The following is an 18,131-nucleotide window of genomic DNA, read 5'->3' on the forward strand; positions in this document are numbered from 1 at the left end:
TATACCATATCCTCTTCGAGGCTCGTCCAGCGCCAGTAGACGCCGGACCCCGGCACCGGCATCAGGTAATGAATCCCCTCCCCATGAATATACTTGGAGAACAGGTCCTACAGGCTCTGAAATACACATAGTGGGGTGAGCGGCTATGACGGAACCGCTGTCCATCGTCTCCCGCGAGGATTGGTCCCTGCATCGCAAAGGCTATCAGGACCAGACCCGCCATCAGCAGAAGGTGCGCGAGGCCATCAAGCAAAATCTGAAAGATATCGTCACCGACGAAAGCATCATCCTCTCGAATGGTCGCGAAACCGTCAAGGTGCCGGTAAAAAGCATCGACGAGTACCGCTTCGTCTACAATTACAACAAGCAGCAGCATGTCGGACAAGGAGACGGGGACTCTCAGGTAGGCGACGTCCTTGGCGTGGATCCTTCCGCCGCCAAAGGCAAAGGCAAAGGGCAAGGGGCCGGCGATCAGGCCGGAGAGGATTATTTCGAGACCGAAGTCACCATGGATGAGCTGGAGGATCTGCTGTTCGAGGAGCTGGAGCTGCCGAGGCTGGAACAGAAGCAGAAGGAGAACGTTCAAGCCGCCGACATCGTTTTTCAGGATATCCGCAAAAAAGGCATCATGAGCAACATCGACAAGAAGCGTACGCTGCTCGAGAATCTTCGGCGCAACGCCAACGCCGGACGCCAAGGCATCGGGGGGATTACTCCGGAGGATCTGCGCTACAAAACCTGGCAGGAAGTCATCAAGCCCCACTCCAACGCCGTCGTGCTCGCCCTCATGGATACATCCGGCAGCATGGGCTCGTTCGAGAAATACTGCGCCCGCAGCTTCTTCTTCTGGATGACCAAGTTTCTGCGCCGCAAATACGAGCATGTCGAGATCGTCTTCGTCGCCCACCATACGGAAGCGAAGGAAGTGACCGAGGAGGAGTTCTTCACCCGCGGCGAGAGCGGCGGCACGATCTGCTCATCCGCTTATCAGAAGGCTCTCGACATCATCGACAGCCGCTATCCCTCGGCCAACTGGAATATTTACCCTTTCCACTTTTCCGACGGCGACAACCTGACCTCGGACAACGAGAAATGCATCAAGCTGATCGACGAGCTGATGAAGCGGTCCAACCTGTTCGGCTATGGCGAGGTCAACCAGTACAACCGGAGCAGCACCCTGATGTCCGCCTACAAGCATATCCAGGACAAGAAATTCCTGTTCTCCGTCATCCGCGACAAAAGCGAGGTCTACAATGCCCTCAAACGGTTCTTCGCGAAGCCGGCAGGCTGAAGCCCGGCCGGCAGCCGCCCTGGCTGGCCCGCCATGATGAGGCCGAGTGCCGGCTCGCGGCGTCATGCTATTGGCTGCCTCGCGGCATTCACGCCGATGGCCGTCTCGCGGCATTCACGCCGATGGTCGCCTCGCGGCGTCATGCTATTGGCTTTCTCGCGGCGTCTTGCCATCGGCTGTCTAGCAGCGTACTGCCATTGGCTGTCTCGCAGCGTACTGCCATTGGCTGTCTCGCGGCGTTCACGCTAAAGGCCGTCTCTTGGCGGTCGGCATTTGCCGCCTCGCGACGCGCCAAAAGGGCTGCGCCCCGCCGGACCTTGTGTGGTCTAGCGGTCGGCACAGCCCTTTGCCTGCGGCAGGACGCCTCCCGGCATCCTGCCCCTCATGCCGCTGCTCGCGTTATAAAAACCAGACTCGGCTTATGATGACAAGCAGAATGAACAGGACCAGAATGATGCTTGTGCGGGTCCAACCGGCCCCTCCGGCATACGACACGGCTTTCTTTAACGGCCGTATGGTTCAACCTATTGCGGAACATGGCGCGCGTAATTGGACGAGTGCCTCCCGGCGCGATGAATATCCTTGCTGAAACCGAGGTGAGACGACATGAAATGGAGCGGACAGGCGAAGGAAACGGCCGAACGGCTCCGGGAAGAGCTTCTGGAGCGGCAGAGTCCCGACGGCGCATGGCGGCTGTGCTGCGAGAGCGGCGTCATGAGCGATGCTTTTTTGCTGATCCTGCTGCAGGCGATGGATTGGATGGAGGATCACCGCGAGCTCGCGGGGCGGATCGCTCAGCGCATCGCCGTGCTTCAGGAGAACGGCGGAGGCTGGAAGCTGCATGAGGATCAGAAGGAAGGCCATCTGGAGTCGACTGTGGAAGCCTATTACGCGCTGCTCGCCTCCGGCTACTACGAATACGGCGATCCTCGGATGGTCAACGCCCGCCGCTTCATTCTCGCACGAGGCGGGCTTGGAGAAGTGCGGACGATGATGACGCAGGTGCTGCTCTGCATGACCGGCCAGTTGGAATGGCCGCGGGTTCTGCGCATACCGGTCGAGACGCTGCTCGCCCCGTCCTGGCTGCCGATCAGCCTGTTCGATCTGTCCGGCCATGCCCGCGTCCATCTCGTGCCGGTGCTCATGCTGGCCTCCGGCAGCTTCAAGCTGGGCGATGGACGCCTGCCCGATCTCTCGGAGCTCGTGGCCGGAGAGAGCCGGAGCTTCCTGAAGCCTCCTTCGCTTCCGGGGCCGCTCGCCGGCATGGCCGAGGCGCTCGCCGCCGGCCATTCCCCTCTATACCCGGCTTCGCTGGACAAGGGCGAGAAATTCATGCTCGAGCGGATAGAGCCGAACGGCACTCTGCTCACCTATTCGACCGCCACCATCCTCATGATCGCAGCTCTCGTCTCCATCGGCTACCCGCCAAGCCATGAGATCATAAGGCATGGCCTACAAGGAATCCAGTCGCTCGTATGGGATGATCAGCGGCATGAGATCTCCCATTTGCAGATCGCTTCCTCGACCGTATGGGATACGGCGATGCTGGGCTGCGTGCTTCATGAAAGCGGACTTCCCGGAGCGCATGACGCTCTCCAGCGGGCGGCCGGATATATAGCCTCCCGCCAGCAGACGGCCAAGGGCGACTGGGCCCGCCGCAATCACCGCACGCCGCCCGGAGGCTGGGGGTTTTCGGATGTGAACACCCGCTACCCGGATATCGACGATACGACGGCTTCTCTCTCGATGCTCCAACGGATACATGCGGGAGATGCTTTTCCGGATGAAGCCCGGGAACGAGGGGACCGCTGGGTATGGTCGATGCAGAACAAAAGCGGCGGCTGGCCAGCCTTCGAGCGCGAAGCCGGAAGCCCGCTGATCGGGCTTATCCAGTTCGAACAGGCCTCGCAGATCGTCACCGATCCGCCAACCGTCGATCTGACCGCCCGTACGCTGTTATGGGCAAGCCGCCGGAATGCCCCGTCGCCTTCATGGGTAAGCGCAGCGATCGACGCCGATGAAGGCGGAGACGATCCTGACGGCGACGCCGCTGCCCGTGCAGCCTCCTGGATCCTGAAGCAGCAGCAGCGCCCCGGATGCTGGCCGGGACGCTGGGGAATCGCCTATGTGCACGGTACCGGCGCCGCACTCGCCGGTCTTATGGCCATGCGTGCCAAGCGCAGCGCTTCAGCTCTCTACCGCGGCATGAACTGGCTTCTCTCCGTGCAGAATGCGGATGGCGGCTGGGGCGAATCCTGCTTCAGCGACGTCGCCGCAGAATACCGCGCGCTCGGAGCAAGCACGCCATCGCAAACCGCCTGGGCGCTCGAGGGATTGATGGCTCATCCCTCTTCGCCCCCCGCCGCCATCGATCGGGGCATCGAATGCCTGATCGAACTGCTGGAAGCGGAAGACTGGCGCAGCCGCTATCCGACCGGCGGCGGCTTGCCCGGTCATGTGTATCTGAACTACCACAGCAGCCGGTACATATGGCCGCTGCGGGTATTGTCCGCTTATGCGGCGAGCACGTCCTCCGGCTCGGATCGGCGCTGAACCGCGGAGTTGATCCCACGGGGGACCGCTTTAGCTGGCGGGTGATTTTCAGTCGTCGTGTTCTCCCCGAGTCTGGGTTGGGGAAAATCAAACACATGCCGCGGCCATTTCATTAAAAAGCTAAACCCGGCTCTCTCGGAGCCGGGTTTAGCTGGTGTTTATTCGAAATGCTGTTCCTGCTCCCTCTGCCGCAGAATATCCGTCCTCACCTCCATCATCTCCAGTGCAAGTGGAGGGCTTGGTTCGCACCGAGGGCTGAGACTGGATAAGCGACTAAGACGGTTTTCTCGGCTTATTCCGGTCCGAGAGCCCAACGAGAGCGAATAAGACGGATTTTTCGGCTTATTCCGGTCCCGAGAGCCCGACGAGAGCGAATTAGACGGATTTTTCGGCTTATTCCAGTCTCGAGAGCCCAACGAGAGCGAATAAGACGGATTTTTCGGCTTATTCCGGTCCCGAGAGCCCGACGAGAGCGAATAAGACGGTTTCCTCGGCTTATTCCGGTCTCGAGAGCCCGACGAGAGCGACTAAGACGGTTTTCTCGGCTTATTCCGGTTTTAAATCCGGTTGAAAGGTCTAGGAAAGAGGTTTGCGGAACAGTCCTCTGCTTGATTCTATTGCCGCCAGCGTCCCTCATTGATCGTCCGGATCGTCTCCAGCGGCAGCTTGGGCTGGCGGTCGTACGTCAGCAGGCCGTTGATCTCCTGCTCCACGTCCGTCAGCTGCGTATAGCAATACCCCTGCACGCATCCGGACAGAAGCAGCGGCGAAATGACCGCGTTCAGCCGGGCCGCGAAGTCCTCGTCGTTCTCCGCTCCGGAATAGCCCCAGCCTTCCCAGTCGCTTTTCTTGTAGGCGATGCCGCCGAACTCCGTCACGAGGATCGGCTGTCCGCGGTACGGGAACCCGTCCACCGCCAGCACGCGCCCGGCCGGCGTTGCCGATACGGCGTTTTCCGCCGTGGAATATCTCTTCTCCAGCACGTCCCGGCGCCATTCGTAATCGTGGATGTTGAACAAGTCGGTGCTCACCATCTCCCAGCCGTCGTTGGAGACGACCGGACGCGACGCGTCAAGCGACCTTGTCAGATGGTACATCGCCTGGGCATGCTCCTGCTGCCGCTTGTCGACGGCGATGTTCGGCACTCCCCAGCTCTCGTTGAGCGGCACCCAGACGACGACCGACGGATGGTTGTAATCCCGCTCGATGCTCTCTTGCCATTCCTGAGTGAAGCGCCGCACGTACTCCTCCGAATATTCGTAAGCATTTGCCGCCTCGCCCCATACGAGCAAGCCCAGCTTGTCGCACCAGTACAAATAGCGCGGATCCTCCAGCTTCTGGTGCTTGCGCGCTCCGTTGAAGCCCATCTCCTTGGTCAGCTCGACATCGCGCCGGATCGCCTCGTCGCTCGGCGGCGTAAGGTTGCCGTCCGGGAAATACCCCTGGTCCAGAACCAGCTTCATGAAATAAGGCCGGTTGTTCAGGCACAGCCTGCCGCTCTCGATCGAGATCTTGCGCATCCCGAAGTAGCTCGTCACCTCGTCGAGCACCTCTTTCTCGTCCAGCAGCCGGAATCTGACGTCGTACAGATGCGGCCGCTCCGGCGACCACCAGCGGCCGAGGCCGTGGTCGTTGAAGTCCGCCAGCGTGATGCTGCGGGCTTCATGCGCGCCGCGCACCGAGAACGTATCGCTGGCCACCGGCTCGCCCTGGAACGAAATATCCACCTGCAGCGTCAATCCCTCTCTCAGCGGCCCCTGCACCCAGGAGCGGATTTCCACCGTTTGGCGGTCGATATCCGGCGTGAATCTCACTTTGCCCAGCGAGGTTTCGGAGACCGCCTCCATCCATACCGTCTGCCAAATGCCGGTCGTGCGGGTGTAGAAGATGCTCGCCGAATCGCTTTTCCAATACTGCTTGCCGCGCGGCAGCGTGACGTCCTTGCTGTAGTCGGCCGCCTTCACGACGAGCCGGCTGCTTCGCCCGTCCTTATGCAGGGCGTCGGTGATATCCGCGCTGAACGGCGTATGCCCTCCCTCGTGGCGGGCGACGAGAATGCCGTTCACCCAGACCGAGGCGTCGTAGTCGACCGCTCCGAAATGGAGCAGAATCCTCTTGCCTGCCAACGGCTCGGGAAGCTCCAGCTCCCGGCGGTACCAGACAATGTCGTGAAAGTCCGAATCTCCGATGCCGCTCAGCTTGCTCTGGAAAGCGAACGGCACCTCGATGACGCGCTCCAAAGGCGTCTCTCCCTTATGCCAGCCTTTTCCCTCTCCTTCTCCGGCGTCGTCGAAGCCGAACTCCCATGGCCCGTTCAGATTGATCCAATTCTCTCTGGCGAATTGCGGCCTCGGATACTCCGCGCGATGCTGCTCTCCCATAACCATAACCCTCCGCTCCTATTTTGGACCTGCTGCTCACAATAGACAGACTTCATGCCTTCTTTTTCAGACAGACTTCATGCGCTCTTCAATAGACTTTATGGGCTTTTCAACAGATTTCATGGTCCGGCTCTTCAAAAGACTTTATAGGCTTTTCAATAAACTTCATGATCCTTCTCTTCATTAAACCTTCATGCGCTCTCCAAAGGACTTCATTCGCTCTTCAATAAACCTCACGCTCTTATCGGCCATGGCGAATCGAAGACTCGGCGTTCCCTCAACCCTGTCATTCCGCCGCAAGCCTCATGCCAGCGGGAGATCGCCGCCCGCGCGCATGCTGTCCCTGTATTCTTTGGGCGAGACGCCGAGCCGGCTTTTGAACACCCGGTTGAAATGCCGCACATGGGCGAACCCGGTTTCCTCGGCGATCGCATTGATCTTCTCGTTGGTGAAGGCGAGCCTGCGCTGAGCCTCTCTCGTGCGGACTCGGGTCAGCTGCTCGATGAAGGTGACGCCCGTCCGCTGCTTGAACAGATTGCTGAAGTAAGCCGGGTTCAAATACACCTCGTCCGCGACGTCCTTCAGCGTCAGCGCCTCCCGGAAGTTCGCCTCGATGTAGCGGCTGGCCGCCGCGATCGGGTCCCGGTCCTGCTGCTCCCTCGACTGCTGGATCGCCTCCGCAAGCCGGCACAGCAGCTCCTCCAGCCGCTCCGCCAGCTCCTGCCGGGAGGTGATGGCGCAAATCTCGACGAGCATCCTGCCGATATCCGAGCGGTCCAGCCAGGCGCCCGCCGCCCCGAGCTCCTCCGCCAGCTCGTAATGGCGGATCAGCAGCTTGCACAGCTGCTGGTGGATGCTCTCCGGCGTGCGGGCCGTGGCGCACAGCTCGTCGATCCACTGCCGCGCCATGGCCGCGATGATCCCGCGCCGGCCTTCCATGACCGCCTTCTCCAGGCTGTCGGCGGAACGCTTCGCGACCTCGTCGTCCGACCGGCCGCTCCCGGCGACCGCGGCGTAGTCCAGCACGCTGTCGCCGCCGACGATGAGCCGGTGCAGCAGCGCGATCTCGGCTTCGCCGTACGCCTTCGGAATGCCGGCCAGCCCCTCGGCCGGCCGGCCGACTCCGATCGTCACCGTCAGCCGCGACAGGGAAGAGATCTGCCTGCGGATCATGTCCGCCAGCGAATCCGATCGGCTGGGCAGCGGCTCCGGACGCTCTAGATTGATGAGCGCGACAACCTTTGAGTCCGACAGCACGAAGCTGAGCCCCTTGGCGTGCCGGTCCAGCATTTCCTGCACGAACTGCTGGATGTACAGCTGGAACAGCGAAGCGTCGCCGCTCCTGTAGCGCTCCTCCCCGACCGACTGCTTGTCGAGCTTGATGACCATGCAGACGAAGTACGGATGCGGGAGCGCAATGCCCATCTGCTCCAGCAGCCGCAGCTCGCTCTCGTCCACCCTGCCCGACAGCAGCGATTCGGCCAGATGCTCCGTCATATGGCGCCGCACCGCCGGCTGCGCATCCCAGCCCGCTTCCGAACGCGCGGACTTCCGGCGCCGCTCCACCTCTGCCTTGAGCCTTTCCAGCACCTGAGACAGCTCCTCGCGCTCGACCGGCTTCATCAGATAGTCCATCGCTCCCTGGCGCATCGACTGCTGGACGTAGGCAAAGTCGTCGTAGCCGCTGACGACGACGGTCAGCAGCTCCTGGCGCCGGCTGCCCGCCATCTGCTGCAGCTGAATGCCGTCCATGCGAGGCATGCGGATATCCGTCAGCAGGACGTCGGGAGCGAGCTCCTCGATTTTGTCCAGCGCTTCGTAGCCGTCGCAGGCTTCGCCGACGATCTCCCAGCTCTCGTCGAGGCCGGCGATCATCTTGCGGAGCCCCCTGCGGAAGATCGACTCGTCATCGACAATCAATAGTTTCGGCATTTACCCGATCTCCTCCAATCTGGCGCCTGCATGATGAAGCAGCGGAAACCGGAGCACGGCCCTGAAGCCCTGATAGGGCATGCTCTCCAAGGTCAGGCCGTATTCCTCGCCATAGTGAAGCACGATCCGCCGGTGGACGTTGAGCAGGCCGTTGCCCGACTGCCCGCCGAGCTCCTTGGTGCTCCGCAGATGGGCGCGAAGCGCCTCCAGCGCCTCCGCGTTCATGCCGATCCCGTCATCGGCCACCGCAATCTCCAGCACCTGTCCCGCCGCCTCCGCCGTCAGCGCGATCCGCCCTTGGCCAGCGCCTTTGTCCAGGGCGTGGTTGATCGCGTTCTCCACGAGCGGCTGAATGATGAGCGGGATGACCTCGCAGTCCAGCAGCGAGGGATCGGCTTCCATCGTGAACTTGATCCGCTCCTCGTAGCGCATCTGCTGAATTTTCATATACCCGGAAACGTGGTCGAGCTCGTCCTTCAGCGTCACCCGCTCCTTGCGTCCGCTCAGGCTGTAGCGCAGGAGACGGCTCAAATTGTTCGACATCGTGATGATTTCGCGGCTGCCCTCCATCTCCGCATACATGCTGATCGACCCGAGCGTGTTGTAGAGGAAATGCGGGTTGATCTTGCTCTGCAAAGCCGCGATCTGGGCATCCTTCTCGCGGATCTCGGTCTCGTAGAGCAGATAGCCGAGCTCGCTCAGCTTGGCGACCATCTCGTTGAAGGAGCGGCCGAGCGCACCGATCTCGTCCCGCCCCTCCGCATGGAAGCTCTGGCCGAGCTCTCCCCGCTCGACGTTCCGCATGAGACGGCTCAGCTTGCGCAGCGGCCGGGTGATCCGGTAAGCGATGAACACGTACAGCAGCAGCGCAAGTCCTACGCTCGTAGCGCCGATGCCGATGATGAACGTCCGCAGCGTATCCGTGTCCTTCATCAGGCTCGCCACCGGCACGATGCCGACGGTCGTCCAGCCGGTCACCTCCGAGGTGAAATGGGAGACCAGCAGCCCTCGTCCATCATTGCGGACATGGCTGACGCCTTCCCCTGTGCGGCCGAGGTACAGCCCGGGAGCCATCTCTCTTCCGCCGTCGTCCTTGCGGATGACGAGGTTGCCGGACCGGTCGGCGATGTAGAGCGACTCCTCCGGGTCCAGCTTCACCTTGGACAGAATCTCGCGGATGAACTTTGGATCCACGTCGATCACGATATAGCCGAGCGACTGGCCGCTGTCGAAGCTGCGCAGCTCGCGGGCGATCGAGAACGCCTGGTACACGTTGCCGCCGGTCGACCGGACGTCATGGGTCGCGATGAACACCGGCTCGCCGTACTGGCCCTTGAACCGGTCCAGCCACTCCGCGCTTTCGTCCAGCTTGTAGGTCGTTACATACTGGCTCTCCGGAAGGACGACGTACGACGCGCCGCCCTGGCCGTAGAGAGAGACGCCGAGAATGTCGACGCGCCCGTTCAGGAACACCTGGGTGACGAAGCTGTTCAGCTCGTTGATCTCCTCCAGCGACAGCGCCTGTCCCGATGCCCGCTTCGACTCCAGATAAGCCGTCACCTTGGGATACTGGTAAGGCATCACCGTCAGGCGGTTGAGCTCGTTCATATAGGTGTCGATATTCAGCGTCATCTGCTTCAGCGTCTGAAGCTGGTAATCGCCCACCTTGGCTTCCGTCGTAGCGGAGAAGCGGGAGAAGGCGAGATACCCCATCAGGCCGAGCGGCAGCACGATGAAAACGACATTGATGAGAATCAGCTTGCGCGCCAGCTCCAGATTGCGGAACCAGTTGCCGAATGCCTTCAAATTCCTTTCTCCCCTTCCGCCCGGATGCCTACTTGCCCAGCTGCGAATCCACGCTCGCCGCCGCCCGCTCCAGCGCCTGCGCCGGAGTCTGCTGACGGTAGATCATCTTCTCCCACTCGGAAATCAGCTTCTCGATCATCGTCCACTGCTTGACATGACGAGGCCAATAGACGACGTAGTTGGCGGTAGCCGCATAGTCGCTGCGGAACTTGAGCGCCGAGAACGCTTCGCTCGCCACGACCTTCTTGGAGCTCGGAACATGCCCGGCCTCCGCCCACATGACGCCGTTGTCGACCGCCCACTTGGCGAACGTAAGCGCGGCTTTCCGCTTCTCCGGCGTCAGGCCCGCCTTGGCAGGCAGAGCCAGCGTATGCGTGTCCCCCCATACCGCAGGATGATCGTATATGACGGGAAAAGGAATGACGCCGAGCTCCAGGCCTTCGGCCTTCTCGAATGCCCCGGTGCCCCACATGCCGGTAATCAGCGCCGCCGCTTCTCCGTCGTGGAACATCTTGAAGGCATCGTTGATGCCGGGAGGAACAAGCTCCCGCTTGTAGAGGCTGTCCACGAACTCCAGCGCGCGCAGCGAATCGGAATTGTCGAAGACGGCCTTCGTCCCATCCGCACTGAAAAACCTGCCTCCGCCGTCGATCTGGTTGTACAGGCTCCACCACAGCCAGACGGAATCGATTCTCGTGCTCGGCAGGGCAAGCGGAGCGATGCCGGAGGGAACGCGCTCCTTGATCCGCTCCAGGAAGCTCGCGAAGCCCTTCTCTCCAGGCTCCATAACCGGCTTGCCGTCCGCATCGAGAAGCCCGGCCTGCCGCAGGAATTTCTTGTTGTAGTAGAGCACCAAGGCATGCGTATCGAGCGGAACCGCGTAATGGCTGCCGCCGTACAGAGTCGATTCCGCGATATTCGCATTGAACATGCTCCAGTCCAGCCCCGTATCCGCGGCCGGCTCGTCCAGCTTCTCGATGTAGCCGTTCTGGACGAATTGCGGCAGGTTCGTCGCATGGACGACAGCCAAGTCAGGCGCATTGCCGGCCAGGATGGCGGTCCGGAGGCGCGAGTAATAGTCGTCCAGCCGGGAATTGATCTGCTCGACCCGGATGTCCTCATGCTCCGCGTTGAACTTCTCGACGAGCTCCGTCATGAAAATATTGTCCCCGCCGCTGAAGGGGGTCCAATATTCCAGCACGACCGGCTGGACGGGATCCGGCAGCTTCTCGGCCGGCTTCTCTCCGGAGCAGCCCGCTGCGGCCGCCGCAGCGATTGAAGCGCTCATCAGCAGCGCGATCCGCCTTTTCGTTAGATTCCCATACCTATTCCGACTGTTCCGACTGTCCCTGCTGCCTCGGCTGCCTGTCATGCTGCATGCTCCCCCGTCTCGCGCTGATCTTCAAGCGGAATGATCGACGGCATCCTTCCCAGCGTTCCGGGTACGGCCCGCTCTTCCGCTCCTATTGGGACCACTTCCCCGGAAAGACCCGTCAGCCGGGCCTTCTCCATATATCCACATAATCTATAATGAAGCTTCCTTGGCTGTCAAAGAGAACAAGCTCGTTCTCCCCGGCCTTCAGCTCCAGCTCCGCCTCGTACACGCCTGCGGCATTGCGCTCCTGCGGCTTCAGCTTGACGGCCGACCTGCGTCCCCCGTTCGCGGCAAGCGACAGCTCCGCGCCTTCTCCAGGGTTCAGGACGCTCACCGATACCATGTACTTTCCGCCGCGAGGCACGCTCACATTGGCGAACCGCAGCGAATCGCCCTCGCCGTACAATCCGGCGGCAGCGCCCCTGGAGGCATACGGATTCTCCTCCTCGGCCGCATCGCCCCCGAACGCCGCCCACTCGGCTTCATAGCGGGGAATCTCCACGGCAAGCACCTCCGCGCCGCTTCCCGCCGATTCTACCGCCAGCTCGTTCATCCCTGCGCGCAATCCGACCTGTCCATAGGCGTAGCCGATGCTGTCCGCCTCCGTCGGCGCCAGCCTCAGCTCCGCCGCTTGTCCCGCATCGGTTCCGATGCGCGCGGCAGCCTCGATTCCTCCGGCATTCCGGTAATGGACCAGCACCGGAGCGCCGGCCTCCACTGTCGACGGGATCGCTCCGAAGAGGAGCCGGTCTCCGTCCCGGACCGCGTCCTTCGCCTGGAGGACGCCCATTCCCGCAGGCATCCGGATCGGCGTCGCCAGCGGCTGCGGCTTGCCGAAGAGCGGCAGTCCGTTCTCGTCCCATTCCACCCGCGCAGCCCGCGCCTTGCGGTTGTTCCACCCGTCGGCCGGGCCGGAGGTGGCATGATAGACGAGCCATGTCTCGCTTCCGTCGGGCGAAGGGACGAAGGAATTATGCCCGGGTCCGTAGACGCCCGCCTCCTCGTCCATGGCGAGCAGAGGCTCCTGCGCCTTGGTCCAATCGGAAGGCTCCAGCGGATTGCCGCCCGGCTTCAGCGCAAGCAGCCCGAGACTGTAGAGCGGCGTCCAGCTGCCCGCTCCCGAGTAGACGATGAAGGCGCGGCCATCCTTGTACAGCAGCGACTGGCCTTCGTTGATGTAAGGCGGTCCGCCGCCCCTTTCCCAGTCCAGCTCCGGCCGGCTCAGCAGCACCCTGGGCCCGCTGATCGTCCAAGGATCGCTCATTGGCGCGATATACGTGTTCTGGGCTTCGTTCACGTCGCCTTCCCATCCCGACCAGACGAAGTAGAGCTTGCCTTCATGCTCCATCGCCAGCCCGTCGATCGCCCATTTGCCGGCATCGTCCTTGATCTGTCCCTTGAAGGCATAGCTGCCCATGGGATCGTCGCTCTCGCCTTCCAGCACATACATCCGGTGGTTGGCGTTGTCTCCGTCGTCGGCCGCGAAGTAGATGTACCATTTCCCTTGCAGATACTGGATCTCCGGCGCCCATAGATTCGCCGAATAAGCCGTTTCCGCCGGCGGATACCAGACGACCTTGCGCTCTGCGGAGCGGAAATCCAGCGTCCGGGACTTCATCACCATGATGTCGGCTCCATGATGCGTGAACGTCATGTAGTAGAAGCCGTTGCGATAGACCACGCTCGGGTCCGGCGTATCGATCTCGGCGAGCGTGTTCTTGAACATGCCTCCATGCCCATTATACGAAAGCGTTTTCCCGTCGTCTCCCTGCTGCTGCATCCAATAGATTCCTCCTGCGATCAGGACTAAAAGCGCTCCCGCCGCAAGCAGGAAAGCTCTTTTGCCTCGTATTGACATCGGTCGTCTCCTTGCTCAGTTGTTTTCGGGCTTCATAAGGAATCCGTAAAAAATTGCTGCGCAGTCAGAATGTTCTTCCGATCGCTGTCGAGTCCCCTGCTCGTTTCTCAGCGCTACTTAACGCCGGCGCTCGTGATCGCCCGGACGAAGGATTTCTGTCCCAGGATGAAAACAAGCACGACCGGAAGCGCCGCGATCGTCGTCATCGCCATCAGCTTGCCATAGCTCTGCGTATAGCTGCCGGTCGCCATCATCGCGATGCCGGCCGTTATGGTGCGCATCTCCGGCGAGGTCGTGGCGTACAGCGGCCAGACGAAGTCGTTGTAGATGCCCATGAACGTGAAGATGCCGAGCGTCACCATGATCGGTACGGCCGACGGCAGCAGAATGCGGTAGTACAGCTGCCATTTGTTCACTCCATCGATTCGTCCCGCCTCCTCGATTTCCTTCGGGAAGGACACGAAGAACTGGTACAGCAGGAACACGCCGAAGGCACCGGCCGTCGCAGGCAGGATGAGAGCCGGGTACGTGTTGATCAGGCCGAGCGAGTTGAACTCCATATACATCGGCAGGAACGTCAGCACGCCCGGGATCATCAGCGAGGCGATGAACATCGGCAGCAGCACCCGCCTCAGCGGCAGGTCGTTCAGCCTCGCCAGCGCGAAGGCCGCCATGGAATCGATCAGGAGCACGAGTCCGGTCCCGATGATGCCGACGGACAGCGAGTTCGCGATCCAGCGCAGCACAGGCGTATTCATCAGCTCGCCGCCCAGCCCTTGCTTGAAGTTGTCGAGCGTCGGCTTGCGCGGGAGGAAATCCATCCGTCCCGAGAGCGCTTCGAAGTCGTTCTTGAACGCGGTCGACAGCATCCATACGAGCGGCAGGACCATGACCAGAGCGATGACGGCCGCGAGCAGGAGAAGAATTGCTTTTTTGGTTTTCGGGTTCGCCATCTATGCCTTCTCCTTCCGGTTGGTGAGCTTGAACTGGACGACGGATACGGCCATGATCAGCACGGCCATCAAAATCGCCATCGCCGAGGCGGAGCCTACATCCTTACGTGCGAACGCTTGGTCGAGCACATTGATCAGCAGCACCCGGGTCGTATCACCGGGACCGCCGCGCGTGAGCAGGAATGGCTGCGCATAGATGTTGAAGGAGGCGATTGTCGAGGTGATCATGACGAACAGCATGACGGGCCGGATCGTCGGCAGCGTGATGGAGACGAAGCGGGACCATGGCCCGGCGCCGTCGATCGAGGCCGCCTCGTAATATTCCTCCGGCACCTCGTTGAGCGCGTTGATGAAAATGATCATATTGAATCCGATCGTCCACCAGATCGTCGTGGAGACGAGCGATATCCAGGCCCAGGGAGTATCGGTGAGCCACGGGATTCCGGCCATGCCCAGCTTGGCGAGCAGGCTGTTGAGGAAGCCGGCGTTCGTGTCGAACATCATGAGCCAGATGACGGCCATGACCGAGGCGGACAGCGCGTACGGGAGGAAATAGAACGTGCGGAACAAGCCGCGCACCCGGGCGGGCAGCGCGTTCAGCAGCATCGCGAGGCCGAGCCCGATGACAATGAGCAGCGGCACGGAATACAGGACGAACTGAGCCGTCGTCCACAGGCCTTTGAAGAACAGGCTGTTCTCGTAGGTGCCGGGCGTGAAGATCGTCACGTAATTGCTTAAGCCGACGAAGGCATGCTCCGCCGACAGCAGCTCGAAGTCCTGAAGGCTGATGACGACGCCGTACAGGATCGGGAAGAGCAGGAACAGCCCGAAGGCGGCCAGATAGGGAAGTATGAACAGGAACGAGGTCAGCCGGGAAGTCCAGGCGCTTTTCATAGACGATGCCTCCATTTCATCTTTCCGAGAGTCGTGGACGGAAGGAGGGACGGGAAGCCGGCTGTCCGCGCTCCCCGTCCCTTCCGCCCCAACGTTTGGAAAGCCGTTATTTTTTGATTGCCTGGCGCGACTTCGCCGCGGCATCGTCCATCGCTTGCTGAGGAGATTTCTTGCCCAGGATCGCGTTGCTCAGCTCGCCCCACAGCGGCTCGACGATCGTGCCCCAATTCAGCACGTTCGGCGCGAATTGAACGGACGGGAAGCTTTGGGCGACCGTGCTCTGGAATTCCATCGCCTTGAACTCGGCGCTCTCAAGCACCTTGTGCGAGGCGACCGCCTGGCCGGATTCGGCCCAGTCGAGCGAGTTGCCGGCGACATACTTCAGGAAGTCGCCGATGCCGGCGATCTTGCCCGCGTCCGTCACGGCCTTCGGCACGACGAAGCCGTGGGAGCCGGCATAGACCGCCTGCTTCGCTTTGCCGATCTGCGGAATGACGGCGACGCCGTAGTTGAGGCCGGCCTCGTCGAACTGGGACTTCATCCAGGGGCCGTTGAACTGGATGGCGTTTTTGCCCTGGAGGAACAGCGTGTTCTCGCCGTCCTGCTGCACGTTGCCCGGAGAGATTCCCTTCTCGACCATGCCGCGCAGCCACTGCACCATCTCGACCGCTTCCGGAGAGTTGTAGGCGACGTCGCTGCCGTTCCACAGCTCGCCGCCGTTCTGCCAGACGAGCGACGGGAAGATGAACTGCTGCGGCCACAGGCTCGGCACCACGTAGCCGTAGACGCCCTTCGACTTGTCGGTCAGCTTCTCCACCGCAGAGTCGAATTCCGCGCGGTTCGTCGGAGGCGCGGTAATGCCGGCCTTCTCGAACAGATCCTTGTTGTAGTACATGACGAGCGGGTGGATGTCCAGCGGAATCGTGTACAGCTTGCTGTCGATCGTCGCATACTTGACCGGCGCTTCCGCGAAGTCCGCCGGATTGATGCCGGCCGAAGCGGCCAGCTCATCGACCGGCTGCAGCTGGTCCTTGCTCTGGTAGGTCGGCACGCTGTCCACGTGCATGATCATCAGGTCCGGACGCTCCTTGCCGGTGCTCAGCGCCACGTCCAGCTGCTTGTAGTACTCGCCGTTCGGCTGGATGACGAAGTTGACCTTGTAGCTGTCCTGGGAGCTGTTGTATTTGTCCACGATCTTTTTCATGAACGGGCCGTCGGAGCCGGAGAACGGCGACCAGAACAAAATTTCCGTCTTTTTGCCGCTGCCGCTTTTCTGGCCTTCGCCGGCCGGCGCGTTGTCGCCGCCGTTGCTGGAGCAAGCGGTTGCAAGAAGCGGAACCATCATCGTCATGGCAAGGATCGAAGCTTTCTTGAACTTCGGAGTCTTCATCTGTTTCTAATCCCCTTTTGCCTGGTAGTTCAAGGCGCGAGCGCTTTGATAGCTCTATCGTAAGGGAAGGGGATCGGCGAAAAAATGCCGCTTCTACAGGAACAATGGACATATTTACAGGTCACCCTGCCGGAAAGATGTCCATGCAGTCGATCTCGGCGTAATTGCTGGAGCCGCTGAAGCGGATCGTATTGTTGCCGGCGTTCAGGTACACCTTGGCCGTCGAGGCGCCCCAGTTGTTCCAGCCGGAATAGGCCACGTAGAAGCTGGACGCCGCGCCGCCGTTGACGGACAGCGAGTGGATCGCCCAAGGCTGTCCGCTCGTGCCGTTGCCGTTGCGGACAGCCAGCACGTACCAGCCGGCAGACGGGGCAGAGACGGTGAACTGGGCATAACTGCTCGTCGTATCGAGATAGCCGACCTTCTTGCCGCCCGAAGCGCTCCCTTCGCTCGCCACGGCCGCTCCGCCCGACAGCAGCGCGCTCTCCGCCTCGTAGCGGTCCCGGCCCGGCTCGCCGGCAGGCTTGGCGATCGGAGCGTTGGGATTGACCGGCGCGCCGAGATTCGGCGTGTTGTCGGCATTCCACCCGAACGGCTGGGTACGGACATTGCGGGTCCAGCCGGACCCTTGCCATCTGGCGGCGTGATAGACGAGCCAGTCCTGGGTGCCGTCAGGCGACTTGGTGAAGCTGTGATGGCCGGGACCGTAGACGCCGTTCGCGCTGGCGAAGAGCGGCGCGCTCTTTTTCGTCCAGGAAGCGGCGTTCAGCAGGTTCGCGGATGTGCCCGCCGTGACGAGGCCGAGGCAGTAGCCGTCCGTCCAGCTGCCGTTGGCGGAGTAGACGAGGCTGATCGTGCTTCCCCTGACGATGACCTGCGGGCCTTCGTTGACCTGCGGAGTCGTATTCGTTTCCCATGCGTAGGCAGGAGTCGCGATCCGCGTCCGTGCGGAAGAGATCGTCCACGGATTGCTCATCTGGGCGATGTACAGATGCTGCTTGTCGTTGACCGTGCCTTCCCAGCCCGACCAGATGAAATAGCGGTTCGCTCCGACCGTCAGCACCGTTCCGTCGATCGCCCAGCGGTCGGCCGGATCGGCGATCTTGCCCTTGAACGTCCAGCCTCCCGCGAGCGGATTCGCGTTCGCGTTCTCCAGCACGTACATGCGATGGTTCTCGTTGCTGCCGTTGTCGGCGGCGAAATAGACGTACCACTTGCCGTCGAGGTAGTGCAGCTCCGGCGCCCATATGTTGGAGCTGTACATCGTGCCCGCCGGCGGCGTCCAGACGACCGCGCTGTCGCCGGCATCGATGCCGCTGATCGTCTTGGAGCGCCACAGCGTGATGTTGTTGCCGGTCGTCTGCGTGTAGTAGTAATAGCCGTCCGTATGCTTGTACATCCACGGATCGGCTCCGTCCTGCTTGATGACGTTGAAGAAGGTCGAGACCGGAGCGGCCTTGGCCTTGCCGCTGCCCATCGGGAGCGCCAAGGCCAAGGTCAAGCTGAAGGCAAGCAGAAGCAGGGACCATCTTTTGAACATGATGAATTCCTCCTTTGACTGTCTGCGGCTTCTGCCGCAGCGCCTCCATTTTATGGGGATTGCGGAAGCGCTCCCATGACATTTCTTTTGGAGTTATGGTCCTTTGGCTAGAAGGGTCGACATCGGTAGCGAAAGGGAGGGATTGCAGAAAAGGCACC

12 protein-coding genes are annotated in these 18,131 nt (G+C 61.5%); 2 read left to right on the top strand and 10 right to left on the bottom strand.

What is annotated here, in order from left to right; translation table 11 throughout:
- Nucleotides 1-145: 145 nt before the first annotated feature.
- Complete coding sequence (yhbH, locus tag ACLBWT_RS14085) at nucleotides 146-1,291, top strand: sporulation protein YhbH (protein WP_447663780.1); 1,146 nt, start codon at nucleotides 146-148, stop codon at nucleotides 1,289-1,291.
- A gap of 399 nt (nucleotides 1,292-1,690) precedes the next feature.
- Here the strand turns inward: yhbH and ACLBWT_RS14090 are convergent, their stop codons facing one another.
- Nucleotides 1,691-1,786 carry a YjcZ family sporulation protein gene (locus ACLBWT_RS14090; protein WP_447663782.1) on the bottom strand — a complete coding sequence of 32 codons (96 nt, stop codon included), beginning with the start codon at nucleotides 1,784-1,786 and terminating at the stop codon, nucleotides 1,691-1,693.
- Between the two features lie 111 nt (nucleotides 1,787-1,897).
- On the opposite strand from ACLBWT_RS14090, the gene ACLBWT_RS14095 reads away from it, so the two are divergent.
- Nucleotides 1,898-3,844, top strand: coding sequence for a squalene cyclase (locus ACLBWT_RS14095; protein ID WP_447663784.1), 1,947 nt, complete (start codon nucleotides 1,898-1,900; stop codon nucleotides 3,842-3,844).
- Between the two features lie 614 nt (nucleotides 3,845-4,458).
- On the opposite strand, the gene ACLBWT_RS14100 is transcribed toward ACLBWT_RS14095, so the two are convergent.
- From ACLBWT_RS14100 to ACLBWT_RS14140, 9 genes are all read right to left on the bottom strand, one after another.
- On the bottom strand, nucleotides 4,459-6,225 hold the full coding sequence (locus ACLBWT_RS14100) for a glycoside hydrolase family 2 protein (protein ID WP_447663785.1): 1,767 nt from the start codon (nucleotides 6,223-6,225) through the stop codon (nucleotides 4,459-4,461).
- Nucleotides 6,226-6,528: 303 nt separating this feature from the next.
- Nucleotides 6,529-8,157, bottom strand: coding sequence for a response regulator (locus ACLBWT_RS14105; protein WP_447663787.1), 1,629 nt, complete (start codon nucleotides 8,155-8,157; stop codon nucleotides 6,529-6,531).
- Nucleotides 8,158-9,963: a cache domain-containing sensor histidine kinase gene (locus tag ACLBWT_RS14110; protein WP_447663788.1), complete on the bottom strand. Its 1,806-nt coding sequence runs from the start codon at nucleotides 9,961-9,963 to the stop codon at nucleotides 8,158-8,160.
- Between the two features lie 28 nt (nucleotides 9,964-9,991).
- Nucleotides 9,992-11,251 (bottom strand): ABC transporter substrate-binding protein, encoded by a 1,260-nt coding sequence (locus tag ACLBWT_RS14115; RefSeq protein WP_447663790.1) that lies wholly within the window; start codon nucleotides 11,249-11,251, stop codon nucleotides 9,992-9,994.
- Nucleotides 11,252-11,456: 205 nt separating this feature from the next.
- Entirely contained in the window at nucleotides 11,457-13,196 is a 1,740-nt protein-coding gene (locus tag ACLBWT_RS14120) for a family 43 glycosylhydrolase (RefSeq protein ID WP_447663791.1), read from the bottom strand.
- A 113-nt stretch (nucleotides 13,197-13,309) separates the two neighbouring features.
- Nucleotides 13,310-14,149 carry a carbohydrate ABC transporter permease gene (locus ACLBWT_RS14125; protein WP_447663792.1) on the bottom strand — a complete coding sequence of 280 codons (840 nt, stop codon included), beginning with the start codon at nucleotides 14,147-14,149 and terminating at the stop codon, nucleotides 13,310-13,312.
- Entirely contained in the window at nucleotides 14,150-15,043 is an 894-nt protein-coding gene (locus ACLBWT_RS14130) for a carbohydrate ABC transporter permease (protein WP_076353942.1), read from the bottom strand.
- Between the two features lie 106 nt (nucleotides 15,044-15,149).
- Nucleotides 15,150-16,433, bottom strand: coding sequence for an ABC transporter substrate-binding protein (locus tag ACLBWT_RS14135; RefSeq protein ID WP_447663793.1), 1,284 nt, complete (start codon nucleotides 16,431-16,433; stop codon nucleotides 15,150-15,152).
- Between the two features lie 121 nt (nucleotides 16,434-16,554).
- Nucleotides 16,555-17,973: a family 43 glycosylhydrolase gene (locus tag ACLBWT_RS14140; RefSeq protein WP_447663795.1), complete on the bottom strand. Its 1,419-nt coding sequence runs from the start codon at nucleotides 17,971-17,973 to the stop codon at nucleotides 16,555-16,557.
- Nucleotides 17,974-18,131 lie beyond the last annotated feature (158 nt).

The sequence above is a fragment of the Paenibacillus sp. D51F genome, from assembly GCF_053345695.1.